A 13,032-nucleotide genomic window follows, 5' to 3' on the forward strand; every position below is an offset into this window, starting at 1 on the left:
CGCAGGCAATCCCACGCCGCCCCGCACGATCACGGGAGAACCGCATGCGACGAGACATCGGATTTGCCTATCTCGCCTACGGCTACGACCTCGGCGGGCAGAAACACGGCTGGCGGGTGCAGGAAGCCGACGAGAAAAACCGGCTGGCCGCAGAATGGTACGAGGCGGACCACGGCGAGGACGACGATTTCCTCGTTCAGGCCGAGTGGCGCTTGCTCGAGAAGCTGGCCGGGCTCGACGTCAAAGGCATGTGGAGCGTCCGCGAGCCCTTCATCGCCCAGCTCTACCCCGACGGGCTTTTCATCGACGAGGCAATGCAAGAGATCCTCGGCCTCGCGATCATCCAGTACGGCAGCGAGGCCCAGCCCTCGTACGCGCTCACGGCGCGGTCGTCCTGCGCGATCGAACAGACCCCTGCCGTGGTGGAGCCCGCCGCCTTGGCTGCCGAGGGGGCCGACCTCGAGCGTTCGGACCGCCGACTCGCGGACGCGATGACCGCGCTGGACCTCACCCCGCTCCAGGAACGGCCGCGCTGGCTGCTCCTGGCCTGCTGGGGCTGACCCCGAGCCGCAGCCCCGCCCGCGTTCCGGGGCGCGCTGCGCCGGATCACCGAACACGCCGATCACAGAAGGAGAACCACCATGGGAGACACCGCAAGCGCCACTCTCGCCTACGGCTACGACCTCGGCGGCGGCGAAGACGGCTGGAAAGTCGAGCAGGCCGAGGACTACGAACAGCCCAAGGTCCCCTGGTACGACCCCGAAACCGAAGACGAGGACGAGGACGAGGACATCATCGAAGCGGCGGAGCGGCGCCTGCTCGCCACGCTGGGCGGATTCACCGAAACCGACCGGCATGCCGACGGGTACCGCGACCGCAAAAAAGCAGCGGAGAAGTCCCTCGGCGTGGAGTTCGTCATGCACGGCGACCGGTACTCCACCTGCTACGCCCTGGCGACGACCACCATCGACGTGCAGGCCGGCGACGCGACGCCGGTGAACCCCGCCGAACTGTCCGACCCGGCCGACCTCACGCGGCGGGACCGCCGACTCGCGGACGCGCTCGGCGCGCTCGGCCTCACCCCGCTAGAGGACCGCCCGCGCTGGCTCCTGCTCGCCTACGGCAGCTGACCGGCGCGACCGCACCCGCCCCGGGCAGGGCCCGCACCGCGGAGCCCGGCCCGGGGCCGCGTTGTCGAGACTCGGAATCCGCGCCGAAAATCCCCGGAAAAATGCCCACAAAAACAAAATAATGGTCCCGTTCGCGCCGTGGGTCTGCGCGGATTGTCTAGGTTGGTGGTGTCGGCAGACGAGGGTGACGCCTCGGATGTCGCGACAGATTGAACCAATCCAGCAGTTCGGAAGGCGAAATCCCGTGAGCGATGAACCAGGTCGCGCGCAGCGCCCGGCGCGGCTCTTGACCCAGAACAGCCAGCTCAAAGAAATCGGCGTGTGGAATTGGACCATTCCTGCCTGGGCCGGTCGATTCGACGACGGCACTACCTACAATACGTGCCCGAGCGCGGGCATTTGCAGCAAAGTCTGCTACGCACGTTCCGGCGCTTATCTGTGGCCGCAAGTGCGCGGCAAGCACCAAGCGAACCTGCGCTTCGTGCTCGACGACCCGGATGGCTTCGAAGATGCGATGATAGCCGAACTCGGCGCGCGGCGCTTTCACGGGAAATGGATCCGCGTGCACGACGCCGGCGACTTCTTTTCCGACGACTACACGCTGCGGTGGATGCGGATCATGCGCGCCCGCCCCGACAGCCACTTCTACGCCTACACCAAGGAACTCGACCGCTTCCGACGGCTCGTCGCCCCCGACCCGCCGCCGAATTTCCTGTGGACCTTCTCTCTCGGCGGAACCCAGGACGCCGACCTCGACCCGAAGACCGACCGGATGGCCGACGTCTTCCCCTCCGAGGAAGCCATCGCGGCGGCCGGGTGGCATTCGCAACTCGGCGACGACCGCCTCGCCGTGCTCGGCGAGGCACCGGTGGGAATGTCCGCGAACCGGATCCCGAAATTCTTGAAACTCCTGGACGGCCGCCGGTTCAGCGAATGGCAAGCACAAGAGAACGAACGCCGCGCGGCGAAGAAGAACCGAGCGCCAGGGACCGAGTAAGAAAACTGATCCGGAATGGAAAAGCCCGCCCGGATTCGTTTTTTCTCGCGGGCGTGACCGTACGGTAGGTGATGTCGGCGGAGCGGGGGTGACGCCCCGCTCTGCCTCGCCAGATTGAACACATCCGCGAATCCCGAAAGGTTATTTTCTCATGCCTCCGACCACCCCTCGTTCCTGGACAACCTCCGAGCATCTGTCCGAATTGGAACGACGAGCGACCGCCGCGCAGGAGGCGGTCGAGCAGGCCGCCGTCGAACGCGCCCACTGGATCCTCCAGCACGCCTACGCGGCGCTGCGTGAGCAGTTCCCCGCCGCCACCTCGGCGGTCGTGGACACCGGACTGCGGCGCACCCTCAGCGCCTGGATCGTCAGCGTGAACGCCGGGGCAGACCCGCTGTGGACCGCCGCCGAGGCCGCGTCCGCGACCGACGCCCCGAACGCGACCGACGAGGCCGTCGAGGACGTCAGCTGGCAGATCGACAACGCGCTCCAGTACCACCCGCCGAAAACCCTGCCCGGCTGGTCGCCGAAGTCCGCCGAGCCCGGGCACTATGTGCTCGACCTGACCGCCGTACCGACCGTGCCCGCCCAGGACCAGCAGGACAGCCTCCCCACCGGGATCTCCCGAGTGGTGCAGGAAACCGTGGACTCGTGGCCGTGGCAGGTCGCCCTCGCCGCCCGCGAGTACTGCCGCGGCCTGGTCGAAGCCCGCTACCTGCCACTCGACGAGAGCGCCGAGCGGGAAGCGGTGCCCGCTGCGCTGGCCCCCACCGTGGCCCCCGCCTACCGCGCCGAGTACGCCACGCTCACCGCCTCGCACTGGACGGAGGGCATCGCCTACGTGCACGGCCTCGCCATGGGCGCGATCGAGGTATGGGAAACCGGCGAAGGCTACGGCCCGGCCGATTCCCTGGACCATATCGTGCCGATCTTCCAGAGCTCTCTGGCGCGGAACGGCGTCCGCCTGCGCGAGGTTTCCGAGGCGTTCGGCGGCGACGTCCGCCTGGTCGCCCTGGCCGTCGCGGATCCGTTCGGCGCCGCGCCCGCCGCCGAACCCGCCGGGCGCCTGCCGAATCTCTACGAGCGGCTGGGCCTTCCCCAGAACCGCGCCGTGAAACCCCCGGAGGTCGACGCCGTCTACCGCGCCCGCGTCCGCTCGCTGCGCCCGGACCTCGACCCGACCGCCAGCGCCCGGCAGCACGCCGCCGCGAGGGACGACTTCGCACAGGTCGCGGAGGCGTACAAGGTCCTCAGCGATCCCGTGGCCCGTGCCCGCTACGACCGCGAAAACACCCCGTTCTGACACCGGCGCGGGCAGGCCGCGTCGCGGACGCCACCTGCCCGCGCGGGCCGTTTCCCGCACAGTTCCGTGTCCCGGAAACGAACCGGCGATTCTCGAAAATAAGAGCAGAGAATCTGCTTTTGTCCGGAACAGTCGGGCCGGGCAATCGTCCGGTTCGCGGAATTGTCCGTAACGTGTGTGGTGTCGGCGGGCAGAGCGACACCTCGCGCGACCCGAATCGGCCCCGCAGAATTCCGTCGCACAACCAGTGGAGAAACCGATGACCAACCCGTCCAGCCCGACGGCTCACGCAATCCTGCCCGTGCAGCCCGACGACCCCGACGAGTTCGAGCAGTCGCCCGATCACCCGCCCGGAATCGACGAATACACCGACCACCTGCCGGACCCGGTGAGCGCCGCACACCGGGTCAACGACTTCATCGAGGCATACGGCGACGGTGGCGTGCACCCGCACGTGACGCCCGAGTTCGAGGGCAAGATGCCGCCGGTGTTCACCCGCGACCTGTACTCCCTGACGAAGGCGGTGCTGGAGTGACGATCCGCGCCCCAGGCGGTGCGGCAGGAAGCCCGAACGGCGCTGCCCTCTCCGGCCCGGCGCCGAGCCGTGTGGCCATAGCAAAATGATCCGTACATCGAGAAGGGGGAAACCGCAATGCCAACCACAACTGTGGAACTGTCCGACTCCGAAATTGCCCTGGCGGTAGAGGCTCTGGGCATCGCCGCCGCGGTCAACGACTCCGGCGGCCGACAGGCGGCTGCCCAGGCGATGAAGGCGCTGCGCGAGCGCTTCCAGGACCAGCCCGCCGCCGACACCGCCCAGACCGGGAACGGTGCCCCGGCCCGGCGCTCGTCGCGGCCCGGAAAGGTCGTCAACCGCATCGGCGACGTCAGCCCGGGAGCCAAAGTCGTCCAAGCCTACGACGTCATCGGCGGCATCCACATGTAGCAGGCGAAGCCAGCGTTACCGCGTTCGTCCCCCGGGCCGGCGCCGCAATGTGGCGCCGGCCCGCTTCGCGTTCCCCGCAGGGACGCAGACTGCGCACGCCCCTCTCGTTCGTCCGGACCGCAACCGCCGCGCATCCGCCCGCGACCGGGGCGAAGCGGCCCGAGGATTGCACCCCGTCCGGGATGCAGAAAATTTGTTCCCAGTTGCATTGGCCGTGCACGGAAGCCCATTGTTCTGCGCGATCGAATGTAGAGTACGAGGTGTCGGCAGAGCGGGAATGACCCCCCCGTTTCTCCGCAACAGATTGAACCTGTCCACGAAATCGAAGGAAACCGTTCCGTGAATTCACCAGATATCGTCGCCTGCCGCCCGCTGGAGTCCGTCGCGGTGCTCGGTGAGCGTGCCCTTCTCGCGCACGGCGCAGTCCGGCGCGCGGTCGAGGAATACGTCCACTGGACTCTGCAGCATGCCTACGCGTTGCTGCGAGCGGAGTTTCCCGCCGCGACCTCTCTGCTGGTCGAGGCGATCGACGGGTCCGACGGAGCCTGCCGGGTCCTGCGCGTGCGCGCGGGCGAAGCAGACCTGTGGCGCAGCGAAGACAGGACCGGCCGGGACGACGCGGACAACATGGTCCTCGACCTCGGTGTGCTGTTCGAAGACGCGGTGCGGCACCAGCTTCCGCACCGTCTGCCCGGGTGGAGCACGCAGGACCGCAAGGCCGGATTCTACGTCGCGGACCTGACCGCCCTTCCGCCCGCGCTCAACACGAGCTGCGACCACGGCCCGGCGTCCGAGGTCGCGCCGGGGATTCGCGGGCTGCTCGCCGAGACGTCCGAGGGATGGAGCCAGGAAACCCGCCGTGCCGTGCAGGAGTACTCGCGCGGCCTGGTCGAAGGGCGCTACCGGCCGCTGGACTCCATCGCCAAGTGGGCGACGGTTCCCGAGCAGCTGGGCCACCCCGTCCCGCAAGAAGGCTTTCTCGGCTACGGCGATGGCGGCGAGCTCGGCGTCGAAGACTGGCGCAGCGGCATCACCGTCGTGCACAGCCTGGCCGCAGGCGTGGTCAAGTGCTGGGGCACCCCGGAGAGCTACGGGACCCCCGACGACCTCCGCGCCCGCGTCCGATTCGGCCAAGCGTCTCTGCGCGCGCACGGCGTGAGCCTTCGCGAGGTCTCCCTCGCTTTCGACGGCGACGTCCGGCTCGCCGCGGCCGTCCTCCACCCGTTCGCTGCGCGGTGACCTGAGCCGGGCCTCGCCCACGGTCTGAGCATCCCCGCTCCGACCTGATCCGTGGCGGGCCGGGCCATTCCCGGCCCGCCACGTCCCCACGACCCATCCCCGGAGGGAACCCGCGACGCGGCCGCCCACCGGCCGCTCGCTACGGGCGCCGCGAGGCTGCGCGAGGACCCGCCCGCTCGACCGTGCTGGGTCTGAGTCCGCTCCACGGTCGGCCGCGCTGGCTGCTCCTGGCCAGCGGGGCTGACCGCAGCGCACCTCTAGCCCGGCCTCGGTCCCGCTGACCCGCAGCACCGAACACACCGACCACAGGAGGAACCGATGGACACCGCAGACGCCATCCTGGCCTACGGCTACGACCTCGGCGGCGACGAACGAGGCTGGAAAGTCGAAGAGACCGACGACCACGGCCATCCGGCCATTGCCTGGCACGACATCGACGGCGACAAAGACAACTTCGTCGAAGAGGCAACCGGACGCCTGCTCGCCGCACTGGCGGGATTCACCGAAACCGACCAGCACGCCGACGGTTACCACGACCGCAGAAAAGCAGCGGAAAAATCACTCGACGTGCACATCGTCAGGCACGGCGACCCGAACGACACTTCCTACGCACTCGCGACGAGCAGCGTCTCGGTCGAGGAAGGCGATTCGATGCCGCTGAACCCCGCCGAACTGTTCGACCCGGCCGACCTCGAACTCCGGAACCGGCGGCTCGCGGCCGCGCTCGCCGCGCTGGGCATCACCCCGCGCCAGGACCGGCCGCAGTGGCTGGTCCTGGCGTACCTGTCCTGACAGCCGTCCTCCACTCCTGCCCGTGGCCGGGCTCCCTGCGCAGGGAGCCCGGCCACGATCCGCTCCACCGGCCGTTTCGCCGCTCCGGAATTGCGCGACGGTTCCCCGTAAAATGATCGTGAAAATAAAAAGAAGGTTCCGTTCGCTCTGCTGAAACGCGCAGACTGTATAGAGTTGTGGTGTCGGCAGAACGAGGGTGACGCCCGTTTCGCCGCAACAGATTGAACGCATTCACGATATCGAAAGGCGCTGTCTTCTTATGGCTTCCACCAACGATCCCGCCTGCCGCGGGCACGAGCCCGCCGACGAGTTGGACCGGCGTTCGGACCTCGCACTCGACGCGGTCGAGCACGCGATCAAGGAACACGTCCATTGGACCCTTCAGCACGCGTACGCGCTGCTGCGCGCGGAGTTCCCGACCGCGACCTCGCTGCTGGCGGAGGCTGTCGACGGATCCGAAGGGACCTGCCTGGTCCTCCGCGTGCGGGCGGGCGAGGACGACCTGTGGCGCCGCAATGCCTCCACCGGCCGGGCCGATGCCGACGGCGCGGTCGCGCGAGCCGGTGAGGTGTTCGAGGAGGTGCTGCGGCACCGGGCGCCGGACCTTCTGCCCGGCTGGACGAGGGAGGACCGCGTGTCCGTGCACTACGTCGCGGACATGACCGTCCTGCCGCCCGCGCTGAGCCTGCGCGGCGAGGACAGCGTCACGTCCCGGGTCCCGCCGGGAATCCACGGACTGCTCACCACGACCGTCGACGGTTGGACCCCGCAAGCCCGCCGCGCTGTGCGCGAGTACTCGCGCGGCTTGGTCGAAGGCCGCTACCGGCCGCTCGAATCGATCGCCGACTGGCACACGGTCCCCGCCATCCTCGGCCTTCCAATTCCCGGAAACGGCTTTTTCGGCTTCGGCGACCGGCCCGGAGAGATCGGGGCAGATACCTGGCGCAGCGCCATCGCCAGCGTGCACGGACTGGCCGCAGGAATGGTCAAACTCCTGGGCGGCGGGGAAATGTACGGGGTCGCCGACGACCTCCGCATGCACGTCAAGTTCTGGCCGCTGGCTCTGGCCAAGCGCGGCTTGACCCTGCGCCAGGTCGCCGACGCCTTCGGCGGAGACGTTCGCCTCGCCGCCGCGACCCTCGTGCAGGCGCTGCCCGTCACCGACCTGCTCTGGGCCTCTCCGACGGTCTGAGCATCCCCGCTCGACCAGATCCGTCGCGGGCCGGGCCCGCCCGGCCCGCGACGTCCCCGAAAGCCACTCCGCAAAGGAAGACCGTCATGCCCGAAACGCCCCTGCAGAACCTGCTCGCGCTGGCCGCCGAACTCGACCTGGACCCGCTCGACCTCAACGACGTCGTCCACGACCTGCACAGTCTCCCCGCCAGCGCCATCAACAACGGCGGGCTCGAAGCGCAGATCACCTACTTGCTGGCCGAACTCGGCGAGACCGAACTCGAAGAGCTCCTCCGCGACGCGGCGCCGGACTGCGCCGCCCCGACCGCCACCGCGGTGCTGGACGCGGCCAACCACTGGTCCTTCGCGCTCGCCGAGGACCCGGCCCCGCAGTGCGCCGCCGCACCGCCGCGCCTGGCCGACGACGACAGCGCGGCAGCCGCCGAGGTGCGGGCGCTGTGGCGCGAGATCACGACGAGGATGGCGGAGCCGGACGGCCGGTGGCCCGCCGTGGACGTGAGCCAGTACCTCGCCGAGTGGTTCGCCGCGCACGGCTTCGAAGACAAGCCGCTCGGCGGTGAGCAGGAGTGACCCGTCCCGCGACCGTGTGCATCAGCTTCGGCATGGGGCTGGACAGCGTCAAGATCATCCACGAGTACATGACGGTCCCCGGGGCGCGTGACTTCGACTGGTCGCGGTGCCTGGCGGTGACCTCGATGACCGGCAACGAGTACGAGGCGACGGAGAGCGCCATGAACCGGGTCGTGCTGCCGTGGTTCCGCGAGGTCGGGTTGCGCTACGTGCAAATCGCGCGAGCTGGGCAGTCCAAATCGGCCGGTTACGAAATTTTGGACGACTCGACCGCTCCCCGGCGGATGTTCATGCGCGGCAACCACTGGCGGCTGTCGGACGAGCTGCTGCGCGCCGGGACCGTGCCGCAGGTCGCCCACGGCAGACGGATCTGCTCGGCCCGCGCGAAAGGCGACCAGTTGGACGCCTTCATGGCCGACGAGATCGCCGCCGGTCGCCTCGCTCCCGATTTCCGGCACGTCATCGGGTTCTCGGCCGACGAGCAGGCGAGAGCCTTGCGCGATTCGACCTACGGCACCAATTCCCGCAATCCCGAGTACCCGCTGATCACGTGGGACTACGACCGGCAGGCGTGCGACGCGATGCTGGAAGAAGCGCTCGGATTCCGGTTTCCTCGTTCTTGCTGCCTCTGGTGCCCGTTCCAATTTGCCAAGGCCGGCCGCGCCGAGCTGGTCGCCCGGTGGCGGGCCGAGCCCGGCGCCGGCGCGCAGGCCCTGGCCGTCGCCCGGCACGGCCTCGCGCTCAACCCGCGCATGCTGCTGTTCGGGTCGATCGGCGCGCACGAAGTGGCGTACCGGGAGAACCTGCACGAGGTCGCCGACCTGTACGACGAATGGGAAAAGACCGTGCCCGCATGGTCGGTCTACGAGGTCCGCCGCGGCATCGACGCCCGCAAGGACGGCAAGGGCCGCAACCCCCGCCTCAAGGGAAGCCCGTGGCGCAGCGTCAAGACCGTGGCCACGACCGGCGAGTACGGAGAAGCCCGCGAGGTACTCGCCGAGCTGGCCCGCGACCACCGCGTCGGCATCGAACGGACCGGGAAGGAGGGCATCGAACGCGCCTGGCTGCGCCGGTACCCCGCCGTCGAGCGCTACCCGATGACCGAGCGCTTCTACGTCGTCAGCGAAGCCGGGACCGACGACAAGAAACGTCCCGGGTTCGAGGAGAAATGGCACGCCTTCACCCAGCCGAAGCTGGTCGACGCATAAATGCGCGCGAATTCTTTTCAGGTGTTCGCGGACGGTCGCGACAGTCGTTTTGTGGAATAGAGTAAGGGCAGCGGCCGAGGCCGGGGGTGACGCCCCGGGAACAGCAGCGACAGATTGAACGCATTCAATTGAGGAGACACCCGATGGTTGAGCACGAGGACGACCCCAGCACGCGCTCCTGCACCTGCGGCGCCGAACCCGGCGAGCCGTGTGACTCGCTGTGCGACGAGGTCGTCAACGACTTCAGCGCGGCCGACCTGGTGCCGGTCGCGGACGCGCACCGGACGTACGCGGTGAAGCACTGCCCGCGCTGCCTCGGCCGCGGCCGGGACCGCACCGAGCCCGACCCCGACAAGTTCTGCCGGTGCGTGCTGGACTGGATCGACGTCCTGGACCTGCGCGCCGACGAGCTGCTGGACAGCGCCGACGACGCGTACGACGAAGGCGGGTTGATCGAGCACGTGCGAGTCACCAAGCTGGCCGTGCGGTGGCGGACCCTCGGCCTGGCGGCAGCCTTGCGCGAGACCGGGCACAACGCCCGTGCCGACGTCCTGACCGGGACCGTGCGCGTCACGACCGTGTTCGGCGCCGTGCGCATCGCGATCACCGCCAGTGGGCTCCGCGTCAAGCGCACCGACGGCACCGAATGGGACTGCTACGACGGCAGGAAATCTCGCCCGCTCGCGATGACTGCCCGCTCGGTGATCCCCGAACTCGCGGCCCGCTCCGGAACGATGCTGTGGATCGCCACCGCCACCGCGAAGCCCGGGTACGCATACCGGCGGCCGGAGGTGCTCGGCGTCGATCCGAGCGGCGAGGCCGACCGCTCGCGCTGCCGCCACACCGCGACCGCGCCGGTCGGCGACTGTTGCTCCGAGGCCCGCGCGAAACGCGCAGCGCAACGGCTGGACATCCCGGGCGCCAGGGTCGTCGTCGGGGCTTTCCCCGTCCCGGCCGACGCTCTCCAGAGCCGGTCGCGCCGTGAACACGCGGCACAGAAGCGATCAGCGCGATCGCCATGCATCTCTGGAGCGGACAACTGGCCATCCGCGTCTAGGCCGAACCCCGCCGTCCACCGCGCAGGCGTCGGCTCGCCATGCCCCGCTGACGCCTGCGCGCACGGTCTTCCGCGCCCGGCCCGCAAACAAGGCCGACGCCGCGCGCTCCCCTTCTCTTCCCCCGCGATCGCCCGCGCACCGATGCCCAGGAGACGACCTGCCATGACCGAAACGACCCATGCCGCCGCCGCGATTCACGACTGCCCGCCGCGCAGGGTGCGCGCCGTTCTCGCCGCGTTGCGCGAATACAGCTACCTCTACGACGGCGACGGCGCCGCCGACGTCCTGCACGTCGGGATGTGGTTCAAGGCCCACCCCGAGGCCTACCGCATGGCCCGCGATTTCGCCCACGCGCTGATGAAGGCCGCCCCCGAAGTCGCGTTCACCGTCTACGACGCGCCCCGGGACAGCGAACCCGGCGAGGTGCACACCTACGTCCGCGACCTCGGCTTGTTCAGCGCCCCCTGCGACGCCCACGGCGAGCCGACGTTCAGCCGGTCGAGGTGGCTCGCGCTGGCCGCGCAGCCCGCAGCCGACCGCGACCGCGCCATGGGCCTGCCGTGGATGAACGAGACCTCCCGCATGCCCAGCCGCACCGTCGCCGCGCCGCCGCGGCTTGTCGCCCGCTGGTCGCTCGGCGGCCCGGTCGTCGTTCTCGACGACACCGGCGGCGATCTCGTCGGCCCCGGGCCGGTCGCGATGGAGGAGAAAGCCGACGAAGCGCTGCACGGGCTGGGATTCGGGAAGGCGACAGCCTGGCGGCCGTACGGCGACACCGGCCGGATCCTGCTGGCCGACGTCTACCCCTGCACCGGCGACTTCTGCGGTTCAGGAGGTTGATCGCGTCCGTCGGTGCTCGGCGTCCGAGCCCGGACGCCGAGCACCGGCAGGTCTGTCCCGCCCGAAGAAACCGCCAGAGGGAGCGAGAATGTTCAAGCTGTACATCACCGAGGCCATCCAGAACAAGCAAGATCCGGACGACGGGGTGGTCTGGATAACCGACGACTTCCCGTCTCGCGGGGACATGATCGAAGACCTCCTCGCCATGGGTTACACCGAAGGGGACGTGGAGAAGGTCCGCAGCGGAGGCCCGCGCGGCTGGGTCGAAGCCGCCAACGGCGACGACATTCAGTGGGCGGACACCGAATACCGGGGCGAGACAGCCGTGTCCGACCTGACTCTCCCGGTCGAGCGGCTCGACCGGATCGTGGAAGCAGCCAAGCGGGACATTGCGCGGTGGATCGAGTCGGGCCAACTGCCCGACACCGTCCTCAACTGGGTCGACGCGTGCCTGGACTACTCGCTCGGCGGTCTGGACACAGCCGAGACCGCCGACGTCGAAGGCGTTGACTACAGGTACGTCACAGAGCAGGTCGAGAACTGGCTGTGGGACGGTCGCCCGTCCAATCAGGACAGGTAGCACCGAGGGCGTGAGCGGCCTGGGCCGCGCATCCGGGTATCCGAGGCCCGGCGTCCGCCATTGCGAATGCGGCTCACCACCCGGGCCGGCCCCTGTCGGCCCGGGTCGGGCGAGCTGTCCATGCTCCGATTCCCTGCCCGAGAACGGCTTCGCGCATGCCCGGCCGCACCGTCGCCGAGCCGCCGCAGGCCATCGCGCGCCCGTCGTTCGGCGGGACGGTCGGGCAACCCCGGAGCCGATCAGGTCGCCCCGGCCGACGGCCACGCAGGGCCCGACTGATGAAGCCTTGCCCTGGCCGGGATTCGGGCAAGGGGACGGCCCCGCCGCCGCTCAACGGCACCTCCCCGATTCTGCTGGCCTGCGTCCTTCGCTGCACCGCCGAGTGCTGCCGTGCCCTCAGCGGATCTCTGCCGCCCCTTCTCCCGAGGCGGAAACGGGAGCCGTTCCCGAAAAAGCGCATGAATTCAAGAAGGGCACTGAGACCGCTGTTGCCGCCCCAAATCGCCGATACGGTTGTGGAAGTGGCACGGACCGGAATGACAAACCGGAATTCGGCCCAACAGATTGAACTCATTCAGCACAGGAGCAACGATGCGCATCCCGCTTTCCTATACCTCTGCCTCGAACGCCAGCGAGCTGTTCAACGCCGCGTATCCGGAACTGCCACGAAACACCCGCACGGTGTGGGCGATGTACGTCGAGCGGTTCCCCGGCGAGGCAGACTTCCAGCGGCGCCCGTTCGAAGTGGTCTGGCTCGCCGACTCCGACTTCTTCACCCCGTGCAGCCAGTGCGCCCCGAGCGTCGCGAGCGTCTACCCCGGTCGCTGCTGCCCCGGAACCGAAGTCCGCTTGCAGGAAACGCACGCGCTGCTCGGCGAGCTGCTCGGCCAGCCCGTGGCGCTGCGGGAATTCGATATCGACGACCGGATCAGCCACAACGGAATCCACGACCACAACACCGCCCGCCACGTCGAGAACATGCTGCGCCGCGCCTGGGAAAACGGTGCGATCGGCTTCGCCGAGGACGCAGCCGACTTCGCCGACCTGATGCGCCGGTGGGACGGGGAGCACGACGCCCTGTCCGAGCGCAGGGCCCTCGCGAACTCCCGCCGAGGACTGCCCCGCGCCCTCCGCCGTTCCGCTTGACCGCACCACGCAGACGGGGTCGTCCCCGG

14 protein-coding genes are annotated in these 13,032 nt (G+C 69.2%); all 14 read left to right on the forward strand.

Going from position 1 to position 13,032, the window contains the following annotated elements:
* Window positions 1–44 precede the first annotated feature (44 nt).
* The gene (locus SSMG_RS41580) at window positions 45–560 is read left to right on the forward strand and encodes a hypothetical protein (protein ID WP_009086465.1); all 516 of its coding nucleotides are present in this window, start codon (window positions 45–47) and stop codon (window positions 558–560) included.
* An 81-nt stretch (window positions 561–641) separates the two neighbouring features.
* Window positions 642–1,130: a hypothetical protein gene (locus SSMG_RS41585; protein ID WP_009086467.1), complete on the forward strand. Its 489-nt coding sequence runs from the start codon at window positions 642–644 to the stop codon at window positions 1,128–1,130.
* Between the two features lie 196 nt (window positions 1,131–1,326).
* Window positions 1,327–2,127 (forward strand): hypothetical protein, encoded by an 801-nt coding sequence (locus SSMG_RS41590; protein WP_158688172.1) that lies wholly within the window; start codon window positions 1,327–1,329, stop codon window positions 2,125–2,127.
* 151 nt (window positions 2,128–2,278) lie between these two features.
* Window positions 2,279–3,430: a DnaJ domain-containing protein gene (locus SSMG_RS41595; protein WP_009086471.1), complete on the forward strand. Its 1,152-nt coding sequence runs from the start codon at window positions 2,279–2,281 to the stop codon at window positions 3,428–3,430.
* A 259-nt stretch (window positions 3,431–3,689) separates the two neighbouring features.
* Entirely contained in the window at window positions 3,690–3,965 is a 276-nt protein-coding gene (locus SSMG_RS41600) for a hypothetical protein (RefSeq protein ID WP_037719319.1), read from the forward strand.
* Between the two features lie 117 nt (window positions 3,966–4,082).
* Window positions 4,083–4,376 carry a hypothetical protein gene (locus SSMG_RS41605; protein WP_009086476.1) on the forward strand — a complete coding sequence of 98 codons (294 nt, stop codon included), beginning with the start codon at window positions 4,083–4,085 and terminating at the stop codon, window positions 4,374–4,376.
* Window positions 4,377–4,715: 339 nt separating this feature from the next.
* Window positions 4,716–5,615 (forward strand): hypothetical protein, encoded by a 900-nt coding sequence (locus SSMG_RS41610; protein ID WP_009086478.1) that lies wholly within the window; start codon window positions 4,716–4,718, stop codon window positions 5,613–5,615.
* A gap of 318 nt (window positions 5,616–5,933) precedes the next feature.
* Window positions 5,934–6,407: a hypothetical protein gene (locus SSMG_RS41615; protein ID WP_009086479.1), complete on the forward strand. Its 474-nt coding sequence runs from the start codon at window positions 5,934–5,936 to the stop codon at window positions 6,405–6,407.
* A 259-nt stretch (window positions 6,408–6,666) separates the two neighbouring features.
* The gene (locus SSMG_RS41620; protein ID WP_037719325.1) at window positions 6,667–7,599 is read left to right on the forward strand and encodes a hypothetical protein; all 933 of its coding nucleotides are present in this window, start codon (window positions 6,667–6,669) and stop codon (window positions 7,597–7,599) included.
* Between the two features lie 86 nt (window positions 7,600–7,685).
* Window positions 7,686–8,171 carry a hypothetical protein gene (locus SSMG_RS41625; RefSeq protein WP_009086484.1) on the forward strand — a complete coding sequence of 162 codons (486 nt, stop codon included), beginning with the start codon at window positions 7,686–7,688 and terminating at the stop codon, window positions 8,169–8,171.
* On the forward strand, window positions 8,168–9,379 hold the full coding sequence (locus SSMG_RS41630; RefSeq protein WP_009086486.1) for a hypothetical protein: 1,212 nt from the start codon (window positions 8,168–8,170) through the stop codon (window positions 9,377–9,379). Before SSMG_RS41625 ends, SSMG_RS41630 begins: the two co-directional genes overlap by 4 nt.
* Window positions 9,380–9,522: 143 nt before the next feature.
* On the forward strand, window positions 9,523–11,277 hold the full coding sequence (locus tag SSMG_RS45880; RefSeq protein ID WP_037719327.1) for a hypothetical protein: 1,755 nt from the start codon (window positions 9,523–9,525) through the stop codon (window positions 11,275–11,277).
* An 88-nt stretch (window positions 11,278–11,365) separates the two neighbouring features.
* Complete coding sequence (locus SSMG_RS41640; protein WP_009086490.1) at window positions 11,366–11,857, forward strand: hypothetical protein; 492 nt, start codon at window positions 11,366–11,368, stop codon at window positions 11,855–11,857.
* Window positions 11,858–12,448: 591 nt separating this feature from the next.
* Entirely contained in the window at window positions 12,449–13,003 is a 555-nt protein-coding gene (locus tag SSMG_RS41645; protein WP_009086492.1) for a hypothetical protein, read from the forward strand.
* Window positions 13,004–13,032: the final 29 nt, after the last annotated feature.

This window comes from Streptomyces sp. AA4 (genome assembly GCF_000158875.1).
Lineage (GTDB): Bacteria > Actinomycetota > Actinomycetes > Mycobacteriales > Pseudonocardiaceae > Amycolatopsis.